The sequence below is a fragment of the Butyricimonas paravirosa genome (assembly GCF_032878955.1).
GTDB classification, from domain to species: domain Bacteria; phylum Bacteroidota; class Bacteroidia; order Bacteroidales; family Marinifilaceae; genus Butyricimonas; species Butyricimonas paravirosa.
The window spans coordinates 3,362,955-3,383,976 of the sequence record NZ_CP043839.1 but is presented as its reverse complement, the minus strand read 5'-3'; the positions used below and the strand labels follow the sequence as shown (position 1 = coordinate 3,383,976).

Below are 21,022 nucleotides of genomic sequence, written 5' to 3'. Positions count from 1 at the left end.
TTTACTTGGCTATTCTTTCTGCCTCAACAAGAGCTTGATAGGCATTCACGATTCCTCCGCTCTGACATAGTTGCTCAAATAAGAAAAGATCTTCTGACATTTGACCATTTAATCGACAATTCTTTTGAACTTCCACACCTTTACGAGAAGAAACTGTTTTCAACAACACATCTCGAATTTGATTACCAGTTAATCGTGGATAATATGTTTTGATTAAAGCTGCAATGCCTGCAACCGTTGCCGCCGCTAAACAAGGTCCAGATGCAGACTTGTAAGTATCCCCTACATTAGGAGCAAAAACTTCCATTCCCGGAGCAAAAAGATCAATGCCTTGAACCCCATAATTTGATGCTATAGATGGATTACCAGCCTTATCCGACGAGGCAACAACCAGTAAATTAGTTAAATCCTTCCCTCCATCCATCCAACGATTCGGATAAAAAACGAGTTGAGACACATCAAAGGACAGATCCCACGTAGGAACAACAACTAATACCCCTTTACTTTCAGCATAACGTATCGCCTCAATCATCCATTGTTTCTGCTCTTTGGGATAAACTGTATTTTGTTCGCCTAACAATATGATATCCGCTTGATGATCGACAGCATAACGTATTGCCAATGCCATATCTTTCAAATAAGGTTCTCCACTCTCTGCCGAAACTACCAGATTCATAATTTGAGCATTTTCTGCTATCGGACTATTATGCCCCTCTACTCCACGTTTCCCAGCTATAATTCCCGCTACCATAGTATTAATTTCCGAATTCAAAGTTAATAAAACATTATTACCATATATTCTGTCGTTAATATCCATATAATTATCCCCGACAATCTCTTTACGCAAATCAGTTCCATTCTCTTTCAAAACTCGTTCATACCTTTCTTTCATTCTATTCTCAACCTTGTCGCTAAAGTAATAATTATATGTTCCCTCCCAAGCTTTCTCATCTCCTCTCTTCTGATTCATACTCCATGCCATCAGATATAACGCAATATCTCTTAGACTATCTCTCGGACTATTTTTATCAACACAAGCAACAAGATCTTCTACAGTAAATGATGTCTTTCCCGGATTCCTATCTTTCATTTGTTTGTCAAAGATCTGGACATATTCTCTAAGTACGTTAGCAAATAATAAACTCCCGTACTCAGAACATAATCGAGATGACGGCATCACGATATATTGATAATATTTGTACTCATCCATATCTGCCGGAGGATCTAACGCAACCCTTTTACCATCAACATATTTGAAATAATTTTTCCCATCAAAAAAATAAGAATCATATTTATCTTTCAAACGTAAAAATTCTCTATCGCCCTCTACCATCAACTTTTCCATCACCTGTCCATCTGCCGCCCCTAAAAAATTCCAACCATGCAAATCATCCACATACCCGTTTCTATCATTATCTTTTCCATCAGGTTTTTCTTTAGGATTCGTCCATATATTATTTTTCAAAGCTTCATGTTCCCAATCAATCCCCCCACCAATCAAAGCAACAATCGGCTTAGATTTTCCTTTCTTATCTTTCAAAAACTGATACGCTTTATTGATAGCTGCTCCGTATACTTGATCTGCCTCGAATGAACAATTATACCAATCTAAATCCTTTTGTTCTTTAACAGCACTTTTCTCTTCTGACTGGGCATAAACTACCCTTATCGTCAGCAATAAGCTAACGAAAAATAACCATTTCATTTTCATACTTGTGATATTTTTACAATACTAATTTAGCACCGGAAGGACAGCAATTTTTGTTATGTCCCACTCATAATTCTTTTTTAAATAGTTTACTACAAAATCATAATACTTGATAATTTTGGGATACTTATCTTCCGGATAAAGATTCAAAATTACATCTCGTTCATACCGGATAGCTAAGTACATGTAGTCTATAAAATTCCTTTGCATTGACGTATTACTAATACTTTTTAATGGAGCAATCGTGAAATTTTTGGGGCCCATTTGTCCGGGGAAACCTCTTGTTTTATAATAATTTATATCACTTTCAGACCCTGCCAAGTAAACAATTTGAGTCTCATAATCAAAATCATTCTCAAATTCTGAAGGAATAGCAATATTCCCTTTAGCAACAATCCTCTGCAAAATTTCCTTTAAAATAATTCCTCTTCTTTCCATATACTCTTCCGGAGTCTGTGGACGAACAATGCGGGTATAAAGTAGTCCCGGTACATCTCCTTCCAAGCAGAATGCCCAAAAATCCATACCATCATATTTCGTCGTACTTGGACTAGCTCCCAAAGGAGAATCAAGATACATATGATAAGCCAAGTAAATATATATTGGTAATACCCGATCTGTCAACTCCGGAATCAAAAAAGCAAACACATGATTCTTCATGAAATCCACGTAAAAAGCAGCTTGTTCATCATTCAAAGGAGAACCATGGACCGCTCCTCCACTAGATCCAACCCAAGAACGATCAAAATCTTCTTCTTCCAAATTTTTATATATCCTAAAATCCGCAACTATCATCCAATACACGATTAAGGGTAGATTTATGAGTCGTTAGTAGTAGCTTTCAGTAAAAAGCAACAGCACAACATCAATATGTAGCCAACATCCCCTTACCCCACGATGCGACTTGAGGTAATACGCAGATTCTAACCGGAAAGAAAGGATTCTTATCCGAATTCTGTTTTGAAGGGTTTTGCATAAGCGCGGTTCTCTGTGTAGATATTCAGCACGTATTGCCTTGCAGTCATGATCCACTTGGCAGGTACGGAGATGAATCTGAAGACAAAAGCCTTTATGCGACTCGTTTTCTTGAGCCCAAAAGCCTTGGTGTCAAGCCTGCTCATGATGGTCTTGTAGAAATTGTGTATCAATGCAGTAAGCAGAAGAAAGACAGTATTCTCCGCCATGAATGACTTGGGGAGCCTGCTCCAACCGAATCCGTTGTTCATGTCGTCAAAGATACGTTCCTTGCCGCCACGCAGATTGTAGAATTCAACAATGTCCCTTGTCGATGACTTGTAATCGTTGGTCAGAATACAACGGTAAGTGTATTCGCCTTCCCACAGGTCAAGGTCGCCACTGTTGCGTCTTTGTCTCTGGATGACAAGACGATAGCACTTGCCTTCCCATTTCTCAACGAGAATGGAATTGAGTTCGAACTGGATGCCGTTAATCTCCTCCGTCTTCCATCCTCTCAGAGCAAAGATGTCATTGTAGAGCGAACTGCATCGGTTGGCACGGATGTAGAAATGTTTGCAATGCTTCTCTATCTCACTGACGATTTCCTTCGAGCAGGAACCGCAGTCTGCCCTGAAGCGATTTACACGGATGTTCTGGGATTCCAGAAGAGCGAAGAATCTCTTATGGGTGTCTGCCTGATGAAAACGCACATTCGTGTTGCCATCGCTGTTCTCGATATAGACTATCTTGTCACCGATAACATATACGCCAGGCCTGTAGCCGAGGAACTTTTTGTAGGTCGGTTTTGCATCATACTTCTCCGTTTCAAGAAACTGATGGTCAAAGTCAACATCGTATTCCTCAATTTCCTTCAACTCGCCTGTAGAAACCAAAGCGTTTATAAGCAATGTGTTGAGTTTGTCTGCAGTATTGAAATCATAGGTCTTGCCTTGGTCGGAAGTATAGGAGATGTTTTCCTTTGTCAGTTCCTTGATGGCTCTGAGGATGGTATCAGAGCTGCATGTACGAAGGGTAGGATGATACGAGAGATGGCGCATCAGTTGTGACGTTACGTCTTCCACGCATGAGCCGCCACAGAAATAAACGCTCATCAGCGAACGGACTATCTCGCTGAACTGATATCCGATGATACTGCGGCATCTCTGACCCAGTGTTGAGTCGATAACGGGTGAAAGCATGGAGTCAAATTTCTCCATGATTGAAAAAATTCCTCCAAAAGGTGTGAGTTTCTCAGATTTTATTTGTACCTTTGCCATGCCTTGTTACGATTTTCGCTTGTTTTCTAATTGCAACATACTACTGGTGCGATAAAATCGCATTAGTTTTAAATATCATCAAATAACGAGAGTTCTTTGACATTTTGGTTTGAAATGATTGATGAGTCTAGCTTGGTTATCAACGACCGCAGGTCAGTCCTTTCCAACGCGGATATTCTAATCAGGGTAGCCACCTCGGTGATTGAATAAGGGCTGTTGCTGGCAACCTTTATTCTTACTACTGTCAGATACGATATGATGGCAGCCCAAAGATGGATTTTGACAGCATTTTCCGAATATCCCCACAGAGTTTTTACGGTAATGTTCTGTTTAATCCACTTGAAGAATACCTCTATATCCCATCGATGGCGGTACAAGTTGGATATTTCCAAGGCACTGACTTCAAAGTTATTGGATATAAAGTCCACAATAGTATCATTATCAGGGTCATAAACGCGGACAAATCTCATGGCTTCGGGATACAGCTTGCTTGAGTTATACCCCGTTACCCTTATACGGGAGTCTTCCAGTACGCCAGACTTGACATCGGAAATATCCATCTGCTCGACAGTCTCGAATTTCATGTTCTCTTTTGGACGTGATACCCAAAATGCCTGAGCCTGATGAAATCTGAAAAGTGCTTTAAAGTCAACATAGGCCTTATCCATCACGTAGAAAGCATAAGGCTCCGGTGCCAGTGCATCAAGCTCGTTGCTGTCATGCCACTTGCCGTCCGTGATATGGATATTGGCAGGTATGCTGCCTCTCAAATCCAACAGGGCGTGCATCTTGACAGCTCCTTTGCTGTATTTCCCCAAAGCCCACGTTGCAAGCCTTATACTGGTTGATATGGTCGTGGAATCAAGCGCATATATCACGTTATCAATGGTAATTTGAGACAGTTGGATATTTGAGAACATCGGTCTGACCGTGGCAATCAAATAAAGGCCCAGCCCCTCAAAAATGCGATAATCCCTGCTTTCGTTTGCACGAGACAATGAGGTATGGTTCACGGCCTTACGAAAACCGAGATGATAAAGCATCTTGTTATGGGCTTCGAGGCATAGACAAATATCCCTCAGAGAATCACATCCTGTCAACTGTCCGAAAAGCAGATGAAGGAGGTGATTGTAACTGCTGAGATTTTTGGTATGCCAATCTCCTTTATATTGCTTTACGAGTTTATCAAACTGATAACGCGGTATATACTCGACAACTTGGGAAAATACAAACTTGCCTTGATTCATAATCCTGATGTGTTGAAACTACAGGACTAATAAATCATTTTCAAATCAAAAAATCAATGAACGCTTATATTTGACTAAAAATTAATCGTTTAACTACAGTGGTGTGGTTTTTATCGCACCACTAATAATTGCAACACTAAGATAAGTGAAAAATCTGACACAGCAAAATCCTGGGCAACTTTTTGTTGCTCAGGAACTTATAAATTAATTTAAATCAAAGTGTTGCGGAATTAAGGTATATCAGATAAGTTTTAAACTTATCGGCTATTTCAACTAAATCTTGATCCCATGCATTATTACCTTCAGGAAATTCATAACGTAATTCCATTTCTAAAGGACGAGGAGTCAATGTTTCATCCTCATGACAAGAACTTAACAAAAACAACGCAAGTCCCACGAATATTGTACTTATAATTTTCATCTTACTATTAATATTTAGGATTACCTAATCGATTTTGAACTAACCCCGGATTACGATCCATTACTTCTTTAGAAATAGGTAATGTATAAGCAGCATCCTCTTTCTCCATTGTAAACCATTTTGCTGCCACACCTCCTTCTTTCCACACACGAGTAAAACTAGGCATTCCATAACGCCTCAAATCAAACCAACGATGCCCCTCGAAACAAAGTTCCCGACGACGTTCATTCCTTACAAACTCGAGTAATTCATCCCCGGATAATCCTGATTTATCTTTATACTTCTCTTCTGATATTCTTTTTTTCCGCAATTCATTTACCGCATTCAACGCAATCGTCGGATCTGTTTTAGCAGTTGCCTCTGCCAAAATCAAATAAGCTTCAGATAATCTCAGAGCCAACATAAATTTATCATCAGAAGGAATACTCTCTCCCAAGAACACGCATTTACTTACAGCCAAATAACACACGGGAGTATAACCGTATTCCGGTACGAGATAAAATTGTTTACGTAAATCACCTTCATCTTCATAATTATCAACTAATTCATCTGAAGCATTTATAAGTACCCAATGATCCTTCACACCATAATCACCCATCAAATCATGAGTAAACTTGAGAAGATCATTTCTTTTTCCAAACGCCCAAATTGTCTCCGGATTATCATAAGTTACGTAATTAGGGAACGTAACCCCATCATAAGAAATTGAGCGCAAATCATATAATACAAAATCCCAATCTTCAATCACGTTTTTAGCATATTTTGCTGCCTCTTCAAGATTGTTCATATAAAGATTCACCCGAGCTTTCAAAAGTTGAACAGCAGGTAATGTGATTCGGTAATTAGGCAAAAATTGTTTTTCATTGGGAAGCATCAAAAAATATTTTTCAGCCTCATCCAAATCCCTTACAATCTGGTCATATACCTCTCCGACAGTTTTCCGCTTATCATAACTGATACTCAAAGCACTGGTTAATTTTAGAGGGACCCCCAAAGCTTCTTTATTATAAGTATAAGGCTCTCCAAACAAGTTCACCAATTGCAGATAGTAAAAAGCTCTTAATGCCAACGCCTGAGCCTGTACGTGAGCTTTATCCTCTTCTGTTCCGGAAACTTCTTTAATATAATCCAATGCTGCATTCGCACCTAAGATCAAATTATAATAAGTCTCCCAAACCTTTTGATAATTACCAGCATCTTTCATCGTCATCTGTAAATCCGGATGCCATGAAAAAAGTTGCATAAAAGCCTCTCTCTGATTAACATTAACCTCTCCCCAAGTAACATTCTCATCTGTTATTTTCACATCATCATCTAAAATATTGTGAAAAACAAACAATGGATCGCTTGTAGAAGAAGGATAAGCTGATCCTAACAACATCTCGTCTAATGCAGATGCGTGTTTCGGAATATATTCATTCGGTGATTTAGGCTCTAAGAACTCCGAACAAGAGGATAACAGAAGAACAATTGCAAATATGAATATCTTTATTTTCATATCTTCTAAATTTAAAATCCAATATTAATACTAAAAGAATAATTCCGGGGCATAATACTATCCCCTAATTCAGGATCAAAACCATTGAAACGCTTGGAAGCAATTACGAAAAGGTTACTAACCGATGCATTTAAAGATAGATTTGACACCCCGAATTTCTTTGATATTTCCGGATTCATTCTCCATCCTAAGCTCAAATTACAACATCTCAAGAAAGAAGACTTCACGACCATTACATCCGAATTTTCCCACATCTCTATCATATTTTCCTGACCAGTTGGAACCTCCATCATATAATCTTTCCGAATTAAAGCAGGAATGTTAGTATATTCTTCATCTCCCGGTTTCATCCAACGTTTTACTAAATCTTTGGAAACATTCTTGGTTTCATTAGGTAAAAAGATCTTATTCTTAAAATCTTCATAAGGAGAGGGAAGGCGTTTGCGTCCTCCTAAAAGCAACGAGAACATTGTAGACAACGTAAAAGATTTATACCTAGCATTCAAATTCACCCCTCCAGTAAAATAAGGCTCTGTCGTCCCGGAATACACAAGGAAACTCGTCGGATCTCCATTATAAGGCTTATCTTCAGACACCTCTAACAAATTGAATTGAGGAGTACCGTTTTCATGGTTCAATCCAGCAAAACTATAGGACCAGAAAGCCCCTACAGGATAACCTTTTTTCATCACTTTTTCTGCATTACCCGACAGATATTCATACAAACCAGGTTCTCTAGAAGGACCGACTCCCGTTGTGTTCCAGTTCTTGGAAGAATTCACACTTACATTTAGTGCAAAATCCTTTGTTTTTACCGGAACAAAATTTACTGTAACTTCAGCACCTTTATTATAAATAATCCCTCCATTTATTTCCATTGAACTCAATCCGTTCTCGTAAGGTATCTCTTGGCCAATAATTGCATTGGAACGCCGGGTATAATATTCAAATACGACAGATACTTTTTGAAATAATTCCAAATCTACCCCAAAATTCCATGTCCGTGTTCGTTCCCATGACAAGTTTGGATTAGGGATTCGGGCAATCGAAGAAGAATATTCATTAAATACTCCAGCCACTCCTCCTTGATATAAAACCAAATCCGGACCAATATTTTGCAAAACATTTCCCTGAATACCATAAGTAGCTTTCAAATTCAATTGGGATAACCACCCAATCTGACTCTGCATAAACGGTTCCTCACTCACTCGCCAAGAAACACCAAAAGAATATTCAGGATCAAACCGATGATTCACATCCTGGCCGAAACGATTGGATGCTTCATGTCGAAAATTAGCATTCAACACGTAGCGATCCGAAAATGAATAGGCTAACGTTGCGAATAACGAAAAGAAATTATCAGTTTTTCCATAAATCTTGGCACTATTATTATATAAACGGTTAAATAATTCTCCCACGCCACTTTGCGTTTTTCCCCCAATAGGCTTAAAATCACTCCAAGCCGTAGGTGCAATTAATTTATTTCCACGACTCTTCACATATCCCCATAATGTATTGGAATGCTCCTCATTAATCGTTGAACGAACTTCTGTAGCAAGCATCATATTCAAGCGATGCCTTTCTGCAAATGTTTTTGAAATAAGTAATTGATTTTGGATATTATAAGTTTGCTGTATTGCATCTGACGTAAATACATCTCCACCGAAAGGCAAAAGTGCTGCTTTAAACCAAGGATCATCTGGTTCAACGCTATCAAAATCATATCCTCGATATTCATTTGCTACCGCATAAGTTTCCTCCTCTCGGAATGATTGTCGATTTTGATTAGAATAAGTATACCCTCCTGTAAACTGATACTTCAGCCAATCCAAAAGTTGCCATGACAAAATCAGATTTAAAGACAAACGATGATTCTTTACTTCCGAACCACTATGATCTAATTCATTTAAAATATTATAACTTAATGTTTCCGACTCGTTATTAAAACCATATGAACTCCGTCTTTTATAAAACAAACGTTCTCCATTCTCATCAAAAGCAGGTAATGCACGACTTGTTGACAACGCATAACTTAATGGATTAACACCAGAAGCATATCCCGCATTTTTCGAGATTGTCCCATTCATCCCGACATCAATTTTAATTCGATGCGGAAGTTGCATTCCGACAGAAATACTAGATGTTAAACGTTCCCCATCATTCTTCAATTCTTGACCATGATTATTATTATAACCCAAAGACACCCGATAACTCACTTTATCCGTTCCTCCAGATATACTAAGACTATGAGTTTGATTCAATGTCACCCGGGTTAACAAATCCAACCAATCTGTATTTACCATTTCTAATGCACTCTTACGACTCAAATATTCATCTTGATTAATGTCTCCATCAATATACATTTTCATCAAACCTTCGTAAGTATAAGGTTGTTTCAGAGGCTCTTCACCATATCGAGCTCCATAATTATATGCTTCTTCAGCGAACTGAATCCTTTCCTGTGAATTCATATAGTTGAACCGATCGTACGTGGGAGCCGGAGCATACGAGAAACTTCCGGAATAATTAATAGACATTCTTCCTGTTTTGCCTTTTTTCGTTGTTACCACAATAACCCCGTTTGAGGCCCTGGACCCATAAACAGCAGTTGCAGAAGCATCCTTTAATACTGTAATTGTTTCGATATCATTTGGGTTTAGCCAAGAGATTTGATTCCCTAAAATATTTTTTAAGTCATCTGCCATATTCGTCATCAAATCAATCGGAATCGGATCATCTTGAATAATACCGTCTACAACCCAAAGAGGATCCTGATTACCCAATAATGTTGCGGTTCCCCGAATTTTAATTTTAGGGCTTGCCCCAACCCGAGAACTCGTATTCATAATCATCATTCCTGCGACTTGACCTTGTAACATCTGGTCAATTGTTGAATAACTAGGAATCATCACATCATCAGCTTTTACCACAGTATAAGAACCGACCATATCTTTTCTATTTACCGTTTGGTAACCAGTACTCACGACGGTCACCTCTTCCATTTCATTTACCGCCTCTTTCATCACCACGTTAATCATAGCCTGACCGCTATATTTTACTTCAACAGTCTGCATCCCTACAAAAGAAAAAACAAGTACTAACTTATCTGGATTTGTTGTTGCAATCTCAAATTTCCCTTCAATATCAGTAGCAACTCCAACCTGAGTACCTTTTATCAAAACAGTTACCCCCGGCATAAAACTACCTCCCTCATCCTTCACAATTCCTTTTATCGTGTACTCTTTCAGCTGATTTAAAGAATCGGTTACATTTACTTTTAAGGGAAGAATTAAGATATAATCTTTCATCAACTTATAGGTCATTCCACTTCCCTCTAAGATTTTTGCCAGAAACGATTCCATCTCAACATCTTTAAAATTAGCAACAATTTCTTGAGATGTACTAAAGTTATTATCACTATAAATCACGATTTTATCTGTTTGGCGTTGAAATTCTGTTAACGCCTTTTTAATTGTCGTGTTTCCCAACTGCATTGTAATTCTCTGTTGAGAAAAACCATTTCCCAATGTCGAGACCACGAGAAATACACACATAAACAATGTCAATTTCATAATCATACAAATTTTCCACCACCTGTCTTTTTCAGACACAGGTTTGTGCTCTTGACTTTTTTTCATACATTTGTGTTATTAAGTTTTACTTTATTCACCTCTTCCCAAAAGGAGATGAATATCATCGGATGATGTTGGTCGCATTATCCGATTTTTTATTTATTCTAATTATATCATTTGTTACTGTAAAAGAAATATTTGTGACTTCCCCAATCATATTCAGGATATCTTGTACATTATCATATTTTCGAAATCCACCGGAATAAAGTACCTCCTTCAATATATCATCCCCAAATTCGTACTGGATATCGAACCAACGACTTAACTTTTTCATCAACAAGTCCAAAGGCAAAGCATCAAATCGGAATATACCATTCGTCCAAGCAATATAACTTTCAGCATTAACCTCTCGTACCAAAGTTTTCCCAGTTCGCCGGTCAAATACAAACTGTTCGTTAGGCACTAACCGATCATTAGAACCATCAACAGAAACCTTTACAGCGCCATTTACTAAAGTTACTTCTACCCGTTCTTCATCCTCATAGGCAGACACGTCAAATAACGTTCCCAACACCCGAACATCCGCTTCATTTGCATGTACAATAAACGGTTTCAATGAATCTTTTGCAACCTCAAAACAAGCACCTCCTGATAAAAAAACTTCCCGACTTTCTCCATTAAAATTAACTGGGAAGCGTAATCTTGATCCAGAATTTATAATCACCAGACTTCCATCTACCAGCCGCAAACGATACTCCCCGCCTTTAGGCACAATCAATTCATTATATACTTGTTCTTCTTGAGATTTTTCCAAACCTTCATCCCGGTACTCCAAATAAGCAGAATCAGAACAAATAATAGCACCTTTTTCCTCTATCATGTTCATTTTCGTGACACCTAATTCCTTCATCTCTCCCGTCGAAAGCACAAGCGTCGCCTGGCGGGGTTGCCACTTCGGCAAGGAAGCAACAGGAATAATTTCATCTTTCGAAGTAAAGAGCCATATCAATCCAATTACACATATTAAAGAAGCTGCAACAGAAGCACTTCTAACAATCCAACGTATCCTTCGTCTATTTCTTCGCCGCCCTTGAATTTGTTCCCAAGCGATCTGTTTCTTTATTCCTACTCGGGAATTAGCCCATTTTCCACTATACCACAAAGAGCAAAATTTCCGGCATATCTCCTTATTCTCCCCATTCTCCTCTAACCATGCTTCAAGTTTTTCCTGACCTAAGACGTCTAATTTAGACGCTAAGTCTTCCAAAATTAATTCATGTATATCTCCCGGTAACTTCATAATTACTTACTTTTACCAGTAAGACCTAAAAAAACAAAAAACGGGTAGGGTAAAATCGATTTTTTTGAAAAAATAATTCTAATGATTAGAAAACTTTCGTAGAAAATAAAATAAAACTTCTGGTCCCATTGAAGCCAAGCGTTCCCGTAAACGTTTTGTTCCCTCTTTTAAAGCAAACTTCACCGTGTTTATAGAAATTTTTAATTCCTCAGCAGCTTCTTTATACTTCAAACCCCGTAACATCACACGTTCCACTACTTGCCGGGTTCTTTCTGGCAGTAATTCTACCTCTTTCATTACAATATCCATTCGTTCCTCGTCAATATCCTCTACCACATCTACAGAGATATCTATCACTCCCAGTTCTTGAGAATTGCGTAATACATCTTTTTTCTGAAGAAAAGAAATTGCCCGATTCCTAACCGCTGAATAAAGATAAGAACCGAGAGTACTCGCTGTTACCTTCAACAAATAATCATCCTCCCACAGTTTGACAAAAAAATCTTGCACCAAATCCTCTGCTGCAGATCTATCTTTCAGAAATTCATCAGCAAATAACACCAATGGACGGTAATACCGGTCAAACAAACGCTGAATACCGATAGTCTTATCCTTCCTCATGGAAGCTAAAATATCCTGATCTGAAAAATACATCGTCATACCGACTACAAATATATTAATTCTCACTCATTATAATGTGATTTCTACTGAAATTTACCTTATAATCAACTAGAACAAATATCTCTAATAAAAAATGCCGGAACAATAAATGCCGGCATCTTTTATCAATTCTGCAATAATATACTATTGTTGCAAGATATAATTCTCAAAATACAATTTGAACCGATCTTTCAAAAGGTCTTTAATCTTTAGCATCTTGTCCATCTCGATCTTTCTCATCTCAAGCTCGGATTCAACGAAATGGCTGATGAACTGATCTGTTCCCAAACTTTCAATCAGTTGAATCTTCGTGTTAATCTCGTCCTCGTAGATTTTTGTCAACTCCTTCACGTCATTCTTTTTCAGCTTCAACACTTTCGTTTGAGCCTTCACGGTACTATCGATTTCACCCTTAATCGTCTGACTTTTCTCCAGCAACAATTTACGCAACGTGGCATCATCCCCCAATTGCTCCTTGAAAGCATTCACCCGGCGAGCCATATCTTCCAAACTCATCTTTTCCCCTTTCTTCAGTATTTCCTGCTCTTCCTCCAAATTTTTCAAATATTGCTCATAAGTCAACTCGGTCTCTTGTGGCGTATATTTAAACGTGATCGGTAACGTCTTCTCAAAACGCACAGCCTTTCCTCCCGACATAGCCGGTTTCCATTTCGGCATTCCGGAGATTACCCGAAGTGCTTCTGCATCCAAAAGCGGGTGAGCAGAACGAACTACTCGTACGTGAGACACGGCTCCATCTTTCTCTATCACAAAAGTCACGAACACCCGTCCATCAATTTGGTTGGCATACGCCTCTTCCGGATATTGCACGTTTTCCCCGATCCATTGATTCAAATTCCCGTTAAATTCCGGCTGAACTTCGGCAACTACCATTATTGTCGTATCTTCATCCATTAACCGCACGTCCATATCCCGTGCCATTACCGGGGTAGCCAGCCACCCCAAACCAAGCATACAACCCATAACAAGCGTTGCCTTAGCCCAATTGTAGTTTTTCTTCATACGATGTTTATTTGTCATTAAGTTACTCTATCCTCTTGCTAAAATAAGGTATAAAGCTACAATTATTATTAGAAATTTGAATATTTAATCTTGCTTTTTTCTCGTCATTAATTGACAGAAATACTGAAAATTTGACATAATATCAGTGACAAAAAGTCCTCAAAATCCATTGGCATGCGCTTTGCATTAACTATAATCGAATGCAGGTTCACAAAGAACTTGAATCCAATTAAATGATAATGTTGAATTTAAAGATAGGAGACTAAAATTATGATGCCTGTAAGAAGAACTCAAAATTGGTTACCAAGTATCTTTAATGATTTCTTTGATAACGAGTGGATGACAAGAGCAAACGCAACCGCACCCGCAATTAACGTGATCGAATCCGAAAAAGATTATAAAGTTGAAGTTGCAGCTCCGGGTATGACAAAAGAAGATTTCAACGTTCGCATAGACGAGGATAACAATCTAGTGATCTCCATGGAGAAAAAGAGCGAGAGTAAAGAGGAGCAAAAAGAACATCGCTACTTACGCCGGGAGTTCTCATACTCGAAATTCCAACAAACCATGATCTTACCAGATGACGTGGATAAAGAGAAAATCGCTGCCGGGGTTGAACACGGAGTTCTAACCATTGACTTGCCGAAACTATCTCTGGAAGAGATTAAAAAAGCAGAGAGAACCATTGAAATTAAATAAAGACAGGTAACCAATGAAAAAGGCGATCGAAGTTCGATCGCCTTTTTTATCATATTACTATTTCTTCTCCAATTTCATTTTATCTAATTCATTTCTAATCTTTTGGCCGAATTCATCATCAACAGCCAACTGACAAGCCTTTTCTTTTAATGCGATAGCTTCTTGTTTATCGCCATATAGATAAAGAATATCAGCATAAAAATTCATATTTTCCAATCGGTTAGGAAGAATGTCATAAGTTTGCTTAGCCCATCTTAAAACATCCTTTTTCTCAGCATCTTTATTTACATATTTCACATAATTCATAATAGTAGTAGCCATACTCCGACTATAACTCTCTGCAGAAGATATAATTTTACGATGTGGTTCAGCCTCTCTAATTTTCACCGCCTCAATATGACCATTTTGTATTTTTTTTAAATCTAAATTTTTAAAAAACAAATCAATTTTATTCCCCATGATTTCTTTATATTCCTCTCCCATTCTAGTCTCATCATAGAAACGAATCAAATAATCTTCTTTTTCCCCTTCACTCACACTTAAACCATCCTCTCGCGCTCTAGCAACAGCATTTTCAATAATCCGTATATCTTTTTTCTGAACAGCATAAGGATAAGAATGCATAAGCATCAAACGAGGGAAAAATTGAAAAACCTCTCGTATATCTTTACGCACATATAGTCTCCATTCTTCTGATTTCTCATTCTCTTGAATAATACGTTCTGCCTCTCCCCCATAAACAAGGAAATCTTTATAATCTTTTAAAAATTCGGCCATCTCTTTACTTGAAGGACGGATACTTTTCTGAATCTTCAAATACTGCTCAAAAACCTCATAAGAATCTCTAGAACCAACCTCTATCAACTTTTCTAAATACAATTTTAAAAACGCTTCATCATTTTTTTCTTGCTCATAACGCATAGCTAAACGAACAACATTATTCTCATCGTGTGACGTTTCTATCGCATATTTAGCTCCCTCCATAAATTTATCCAATGACATTGCACCCCCGAAGCGATATACTAATTTTCCATCTCCATCTAAAAAAAGATAATCCGGAATACCCTCTATACCATATTTTTCCTTTAAAATAGGCCCCTCTCCCTTTTCTATATCAATTTTAATCGAAATAAAATACTCCCCGAAATAATCTCCAACTACAGGTTGGTTCAAAACGGTTTCTGCCATTTTCTTACACGGCCCACACCAAGTAGCAAAAGCATCCACAAACACTAATTTATTCCCAGTTTTTGCTTGCTGCAAAGCTTCTTGAAAAGAGCCTTTTTGAAAATCAATTCCTTGTCCCCATGTCCAAAGAGACAGGCAAACTATACATCCTAATAAAAATACTTTTTTCATATCGATCATTTACATCATTCAACATCAAAATGTTCCTTGTTCCATGCTCTTCAATTCCTCCTCGATAATATACTTCAAGCGACGATTGTCCAAATCTTTAGAAACTAGAATGCCCTTTTTCAGCGCTATCGCCTCCTCTTTTTTTCCTTGGCGATAGAGCACCGTTGCTTCAAAATTCCGGATAGCACAATTTGTCGGCAAAAGTTTTTTCCCGTAATCGATCCAACGCCAAATATTTTTGTAGTCTTTCTTTTTCGCCCCATTCAATAAACGATTTCCCTCCTTAATAATGGCATTAATTTGACGATTTGCCTCAAAATCACGATAAACTTCTTTATACATCTCTTTATACATTCCTCCCTCTCCCGTGGAGTCAATCTCATGACACCGTCGAGCATGAAATGCTTTATCACATTCATGTACCTCATCAATGGTCTTACAAAGAATCATACTATCGATATAATTCACAGCCTCTTTTCGATATTCTTTTATATTGTCCTCTACTATAAGTAAATCCAAACGCAAATCTTCGAAGTTGACCATATATTCCTCCGGAAGGTTATGTGCAAACTGTATTACCCGCTTGAACAATTCTACATTTTTAGTATTTGTTGCAATTCCTCGGGTTGCAGAATACATCCGATACATCATGTCAACCAACACACCTTCCTCAAGTCTCGTAGCAATATCCATATACTCATCGTAATTCTCCGTAAAGACCTCTTCCACCTTGCCACCTAATAATAGATCCTTTTTATACTTCATAAGAAATTCCATCATTTCCACACTGGATTCTTCCATTTCCGTCTGCACTCTCAAATAATTTTCAACAGCTTCATATAAACGTTTCCCCATTTTTGACATTTGCTCTATGTAATGTTTCAAAAACTCCGGATCATGTTTTCTTTGTTGATACTCTTTTTCTAAATTAGAGTAATTATATGTCTTATCACCACTAATTGCCGTTTTTCCGGATTCGATTAACTGTAAAGGTTCTAATTTACCGATAGCTTTACTTATCACTTCGCCTTTTGAATCCAAAAAAAGTAGTGTCGGATAAGCTTGAACCTTGTATTTTATCGCCAATTCTTTTCCTTCTTTTTCTGCATCAATTTTACAACACACGAAGTTCTTATTGAAAAAATCTCCGACATCCGAACGATTAAAAACATTCATGGACATCCATTTACATGGACCACACCATTCCGTATAAAAATCAATGAAAATTAATTTCTTCTCCTGCTTGGCCCGCACTAGCGCCTCATCAAAACTCCCTTCGTGAAAACGAATACCCTGGGCATACGCTTCTCCAATCACTCCCGCAAACAGGAGTGTCAATAACAAAATAATTTTTCTCATACAATTTAACGATTTACTCTACAATACATTTTAGGAGTTGAGTCAAAACTGACTCAACTCATTTATTTATTCATAAGAAAAAACATACTCCGTATAACTCTCCCGTCCAAAGATATCCGGCTCTACACGACGTAATCTCACCACTTGGCCTATGTTATCCGTAAAACAAGCCAACTGTGTCTTTTCTTTCTCCGTTTCAGTCTCTATTGTTTTGGCAAATACATATTTATACAGGAACAATTCCGCCCAATAATTTTTCGTTCCGCATAGAACTGGAGGTAATTCCGGAAAATAAGTAGGTACTTGAATAGAGGTCATATCCACACAATGTTGTCTAGCTCCCCTAGAAACCCAATACTCAGCAAAGATTTTATTATCTCCTTTAAGATCATCCGCATAATAAATATCATCAACAGGAATAGCATTCGTCCCCTTGTAATAGGATTTCACGTTTCCGTCATTATACCATTCAGCTACTGTTATATCCGAACTTGGGTATCCCGGATCACAGATCCCACTTAATTGTTTGGTTCCGGACAAATAGGAGTATTCATTTATGCTTTCCCCATCATCACTTACATAAACAATACGGCTTACCATTCCCTCCTCTGTATATTCGAAATCATAACGAGCATAATATCCAACATCTACCAACTGTCCATTCACCATCTGTTTCCGATAGTTCGTACAAACCAAGCTATCCAACCTGTTCAGTTTATTATAATAGAATTCAATATCTGCTGCTAACCCTTTCTCCGAAGTTGATACGGTCACTTTGTGTGGCCGTTTTGCCTCTATCAATCGCAATTTCAAATCTTTAACACCAACTGTCCCTTTGTCATCTGTCAGTTCTATCCGCAAAGAATATTCTTCTCCCATTATCATATCGACATCGAATATATTTTTATATTTATACTCGTGTAAGGGTTCATCAAAAGTAGCTTCATCTACCACATTCCCCTCAAATAGCACTCGATAAGATCGAATCGTATTCAATCCTGTCTCAAACAACATTTTTATTTCAAACACAGGACTCACTAATCCTAAAACCTCTGATGTACCCACTAACTTTATTTCAGGAGCTGAATGCTTTAATACATTTAATGTAAATCCTTTATTATACGAACGCATATCTTTATCGACTACTTTTACGATATACAAGAGTGTTGTATCCACCTGAAGTCCTGTTAAATCTACTGGATATTCAAAAATGAAATTTTTCATTCCTCGATATTCTTCCGTAAACTCCTCCAACACTTCATAATTTCGTCCATTCAGCAATTGTATCCTTTCAATTCCATTCGGGGCCTCGACGTTCATTGAAATCGTATAAGTATCTATCGTATCCAAGCGAACCGTATCACGTGATGTTCTTGTGGTATCCAAACCCGGATCCGGGAATTCAGGTTCATCGCTACAAGCACAGAAAAGACTTAATGCCAATAATATATATAACAGACTTTTCATGATCTTACTATTTTTCATTATTCATAAACATTTCCAAATTCGGATTAATCCGTAATATATCTATACCCCATTTCTCGAATGTTTCAATAGCAATTAATAAACGTTCTTTAAATGTCTCAGAAGGTAAATAATAGGTTCGTAAATTGGCCTCTGTTTCAAAAAGCATTAGATTTAAGAAATTTCTAAAGTCTCGTTCTTTTGTTGGAAATAAATAATTACGACCAACCATTAAACGTGTAGTCAAAGCACCAGAACCATAAGCGGACGGAGATTTTTTCGTTAAAACCATCCCTAAATTAATATACCATTCTGGTTTATAATAATTTCGGTAACTACCTATTCCCACTGGCAATTCATCTTCCAACTCTGCTATAGAATCTATACTCACTCCATGCAAATGAGATACAGAAGAATAGAACGTTGCAGGTATTTCATCATACAAATTCCGTAAATTAATTACATAACAAATAAAATTATACAATTTTACATTTCGAGAATTCATCCAGTTTGTTTCACTATACCGCTCCATAGACTCTTTATTGAAAGCAAACATATAAGTTGCGAAAGGATTGCCAAAAGCCGTATAAGTTCCCGTTTCTGTATAATCAGACTCTCCAATAAAGGAATCTGGGGGCGCTGCAGAAAGGCTACTTACAATATCTGCAAGCAAGATTTTATGAGGCAATATTTTCCTAAAATCGTCATTCATGTAAGTCAACACCATCTCGTCCAATTTCTCCAATGCGTAATCTACGACCTCCATGGAATCCAGATGAATAATTTTAATATTCCCCCATTGAGATGTTGTTCCGGAAGGAGTCATTCCAAATTTAAAATCCAATGTATCATCGTAAGAATACAAAATATTTACATCATATTTCTCCTTAAATTCCTTTACCAAAGGTTTAGAAAGGTCCAATAGCTCCGGCAACCGATCTTCATCTGCCATGGAGGGAGTAAGGTCATCTTCTTCACAAGCCGTTATGCCCAAAATAATTGCTAATAAATATATAAATGTCCAATTTTTCATCTCAATCAAAATTAAGGTATTATAATGTCACTATCCGTTTCCGGTAATTTCTCATAACGCTCGTTATTGCGAATTAACGGGTTATTCTCCCTTTCTCTCATCGGGATGGGCAACGTATAATTCGGTTCATGAGGTAATAATGTATAAGTTTGTCGACCCAAAACATTTCCTGTCGCATCCGTCAGAGAAAATACATGTTTAATCGTGGGGCAATCAACCATTCGTCTCAAATCAAACCATCGATGATGTTCTTCAAAACACAATTCCTTACGACGCTCTACTAGAATAAAATTTAACAATTCAGTTTCTTCCGTTGGGATAATATACGAATTAGCCTTTTGATAACGAGTATTCAGTAATACTTTCATATCCTCTCTAGCTTTTTCTATCTCCCCGGATTGCACGTAAGCCTCTGCTCGATTTAAATAAGCTTCAGCCACCCTAAAATTACAAAAACCGATATTAGAAAAAGTACTCTCGTTTTTTCTCGAATAATATACGGTACCCACTTTACCATCAACACTAGTAAAGAAACTCTTCAAACGAGCATCCCCCGCATCATACAATTCTATCAATTCGGGATTTACTTGCCATCCCTTATCAAAGTTACTAGCATTTAATCCTCCATAAATACAGCCCGTATAAAGAATTTCGGGATTCTCCGTATGTATGTATAACCCCTCAATCGGACGGCTCAAAGCACCCTGAGCAATAGCATTTGTTGATGCCGTGATTGCTTTCTCCCACTTCTCTTGATAAAGATAAATCCGAGAAAATAGAAACTCACAAGCTCCTAGCGAGGGATGGAATTTACTTTTCGTAATACCACTTTCTTTCAGCAAACGAGATGCCTCGGTCAAATCTTTTTCAATTTGTTCATAACATTCGTACACAGTATTTCGACCGTATGTTTGCTCCACACCAATATTCAAACGCAAAGGAACTCCCAAATCTCCACGCATTGTAGCTTCATTATAAGGCACACCATACAGATTCAACAGATTAAAATAATGTAAAGCCCGTACAAAATAAGCTTCCCCTTTGATAAACATTTTTTCTACATCCGTTCCCTCAGCCTCCTCTATTAACTCTAGAACATAGTTAGCAATCGCTATATTCTTATACATTTTCTGCCACGCATCATTGTTCGTGGTTATTTCATTACCATTTTCATTTAATTCGACCTCCAATTGCCAAGTATACAAAGGTTTTATATCTTTTTTATCATCCTCTGGCACATAAGCATATTCTGTCAAATTATCTGTCATGTACTCCACGCCATTAAATAAAGGATAATCATAACGATGACAATTCAGCAAAACAGCTGCATAATGATCTGTTGTCGTCGGGATTAATTTATCTTTATCCACTTCGTCAAGAAAATCACTACATCCAAAGCATAAACACGATATAAAGAATAAAAGTATAGTTCTCATAATAGCATT

16 protein-coding genes are annotated in these 21,022 nt (G+C 37.6%); 1 reads left to right on the top strand and 15 read right to left on the bottom strand.

Annotation, left to right across the window (positions count from 1 at the left end; translation table 11 throughout):
• Position 1: 1 nt before the first annotated feature.
• The 10 genes from F1644_RS13805 to F1644_RS13760 form a co-directional block, all read right to left on the bottom strand.
• Positions 2-1,705, bottom strand: coding sequence for a S8 family serine peptidase (locus F1644_RS13805; RefSeq protein ID WP_118303670.1), 1,704 nt, complete (start codon positions 1,703-1,705; stop codon positions 2-4).
• Between the two features lie 27 nt (positions 1,706-1,732).
• Positions 1,733-2,503, bottom strand: coding sequence for a hypothetical protein (locus F1644_RS13800; protein ID WP_168044195.1), 771 nt, complete (start codon positions 2,501-2,503; stop codon positions 1,733-1,735).
• Between the two features lie 149 nt (positions 2,504-2,652).
• Positions 2,653-3,942 carry an IS1380-like element IS612 family transposase gene (locus F1644_RS13795; RefSeq protein WP_008766692.1) on the bottom strand — a complete coding sequence of 430 codons (1,290 nt, stop codon included), beginning with the start codon at positions 3,940-3,942 and terminating at the stop codon, positions 2,653-2,655.
• Between the two features lie 68 nt (positions 3,943-4,010).
• Positions 4,011-5,189, bottom strand: a complete 1,179-nt coding sequence (locus F1644_RS13790) for an IS4 family transposase (protein WP_168044627.1) — start codon at positions 5,187-5,189, stop codon at positions 4,011-4,013.
• 214 nt (positions 5,190-5,403) lie between these two features.
• Complete coding sequence (locus F1644_RS13785; RefSeq protein WP_168044466.1) at positions 5,404-5,610, bottom strand: hypothetical protein; 207 nt, start codon at positions 5,608-5,610, stop codon at positions 5,404-5,406.
• Positions 5,611-5,617: 7 nt separating this feature from the next.
• Positions 5,618-7,108 carry a RagB/SusD family nutrient uptake outer membrane protein gene (locus tag F1644_RS13780; RefSeq protein ID WP_168044465.1) on the bottom strand — a complete coding sequence of 497 codons (1,491 nt, stop codon included), beginning with the start codon at positions 7,106-7,108 and terminating at the stop codon, positions 5,618-5,620.
• Between the two features lie 11 nt (positions 7,109-7,119).
• The gene (locus F1644_RS13775; RefSeq protein ID WP_229782367.1) at positions 7,120-10,680 is read right to left on the bottom strand and encodes a SusC/RagA family TonB-linked outer membrane protein; all 3,561 of its coding nucleotides are present in this window, start codon (positions 10,678-10,680) and stop codon (positions 7,120-7,122) included.
• Positions 10,681-10,801: 121 nt separating this feature from the next.
• Complete coding sequence (locus F1644_RS13770; RefSeq protein ID WP_087419479.1) at positions 10,802-11,980, bottom strand: FecR family protein; 1,179 nt, start codon at positions 11,978-11,980, stop codon at positions 10,802-10,804.
• Between the two features lie 78 nt (positions 11,981-12,058).
• Positions 12,059-12,640 (bottom strand): sigma-70 family RNA polymerase sigma factor, encoded by a 582-nt coding sequence (locus F1644_RS13765; protein WP_087419478.1) that lies wholly within the window; start codon positions 12,638-12,640, stop codon positions 12,059-12,061.
• 144 nt (positions 12,641-12,784) lie between these two features.
• Entirely contained in the window at positions 12,785-13,663 is an 879-nt protein-coding gene (locus tag F1644_RS13760) for an energy transducer TonB (protein ID WP_158571792.1), read from the bottom strand.
• A 270-nt stretch (positions 13,664-13,933) separates the two neighbouring features.
• Here F1644_RS13760 and F1644_RS13755 point away from each other — a divergent pair, with 270 nt between their 5' ends.
• Entirely contained in the window at positions 13,934-14,362 is a 429-nt protein-coding gene (locus F1644_RS13755) for an Hsp20/alpha crystallin family protein (RefSeq protein ID WP_118303188.1), read from the top strand.
• Between the two features lie 57 nt (positions 14,363-14,419).
• Here F1644_RS13755 and F1644_RS13750 read toward each other — a convergent pair whose 3' ends face one another.
• The 5 genes from F1644_RS13750 to F1644_RS13730 form a co-directional block, all read right to left on the bottom strand.
• Positions 14,420-15,721 carry a thioredoxin family protein gene (locus F1644_RS13750; protein WP_158571791.1) on the bottom strand — a complete coding sequence of 434 codons (1,302 nt, stop codon included), beginning with the start codon at positions 15,719-15,721 and terminating at the stop codon, positions 14,420-14,422.
• A 24-nt stretch (positions 15,722-15,745) separates the two neighbouring features.
• Entirely contained in the window at positions 15,746-17,080 is a 1,335-nt protein-coding gene (locus F1644_RS13745) for a thioredoxin family protein (RefSeq protein ID WP_118594241.1), read from the bottom strand.
• A 66-nt stretch (positions 17,081-17,146) separates the two neighbouring features.
• A complete protein-coding gene (locus F1644_RS13740) occupies positions 17,147-18,547 on the bottom strand; it encodes a hypothetical protein (RefSeq protein WP_147344428.1) in 1,401 nt (466 codons plus the stop codon).
• Between the two features lie 7 nt (positions 18,548-18,554).
• Positions 18,555-19,577, bottom strand: coding sequence for a hypothetical protein (locus F1644_RS13735; protein WP_118303180.1), 1,023 nt, complete (start codon positions 19,575-19,577; stop codon positions 18,555-18,557).
• 11 nt (positions 19,578-19,588) lie between these two features.
• The gene (locus tag F1644_RS13730; RefSeq protein ID WP_118303178.1) at positions 19,589-21,013 is read right to left on the bottom strand and encodes a RagB/SusD family nutrient uptake outer membrane protein; all 1,425 of its coding nucleotides are present in this window, start codon (positions 21,011-21,013) and stop codon (positions 19,589-19,591) included.
• Positions 21,014-21,022: the final 9 nt, after the last annotated feature.

Bases quoted from the DNA above. Each gene is read 5' to 3' on its own strand.
- F1644_RS13805 (WP_118303670.1), bottom strand. From the start codon at position 1,705: ATGAAATGGTTATTTTTCGTTAGCTTATTGCTGACGATAAGGGTAGTT.
- F1644_RS13800 (WP_168044195.1), bottom strand. From the start codon at position 2,503: ATGATAGTTGCGGATTTTAGGATATATAAAAATTTGGAAGAAGAAGAT.
- F1644_RS13795 (WP_008766692.1), bottom strand. From the start codon at position 3,942: ATGGCAAAGGTACAAATAAAATCTGAGAAACTCACACCTTTTGGAGGA.
- F1644_RS13790 (WP_168044627.1), bottom strand. From the start codon at position 5,189: ATGAATCAAGGCAAGTTTGTATTTTCCCAAGTTGTCGAGTATATACCG.
- F1644_RS13785 (WP_168044466.1), bottom strand. From the start codon at position 5,610: ATGAAAATTATAAGTACAATATTCGTGGGACTTGCGTTGTTTTTGTTA.
- F1644_RS13780 (WP_168044465.1), bottom strand. From the start codon at position 7,108: ATGAAAATAAAGATATTCATATTTGCAATTGTTCTTCTGTTATCCTCT.
- F1644_RS13775 (WP_229782367.1), bottom strand. From the start codon at position 10,680: ATGAAATTGACATTGTTTATGTGTGTATTTCTCGTGGTCTCGACATTG.
- F1644_RS13770 (WP_087419479.1), bottom strand. From the start codon at position 11,980: ATGAAGTTACCGGGAGATATACATGAATTAATTTTGGAAGACTTAGCG.
- F1644_RS13765 (WP_087419478.1), bottom strand. From the start codon at position 12,640: ATGACGATGTATTTTTCAGATCAGGATATTTTAGCTTCCATGAGGAAG.
- F1644_RS13760 (WP_158571792.1), bottom strand. From the start codon at position 13,663: ATGAAGAAAAACTACAATTGGGCTAAGGCAACGCTTGTTATGGGTTGT.
- F1644_RS13755 (WP_118303188.1), top strand. From the start codon at position 13,934: ATGATGCCTGTAAGAAGAACTCAAAATTGGTTACCAAGTATCTTTAAT.
- F1644_RS13750 (WP_158571791.1), bottom strand. From the start codon at position 15,721: ATGAAAAAAGTATTTTTATTAGGATGTATAGTTTGCCTGTCTCTTTGG.
- F1644_RS13745 (WP_118594241.1), bottom strand. From the start codon at position 17,080: ATGAGAAAAATTATTTTGTTATTGACACTCCTGTTTGCGGGAGTGATT.
- F1644_RS13740 (WP_147344428.1), bottom strand. From the start codon at position 18,547: ATGAAAAGTCTGTTATATATATTATTGGCATTAAGTCTTTTCTGTGCT.
- F1644_RS13735 (WP_118303180.1), bottom strand. From the start codon at position 19,577: ATGAAAAATTGGACATTTATATATTTATTAGCAATTATTTTGGGCATA.
- F1644_RS13730 (WP_118303178.1), bottom strand. From the start codon at position 21,013: ATGAGAACTATACTTTTATTCTTTATATCGTGTTTATGCTTTGGATGT.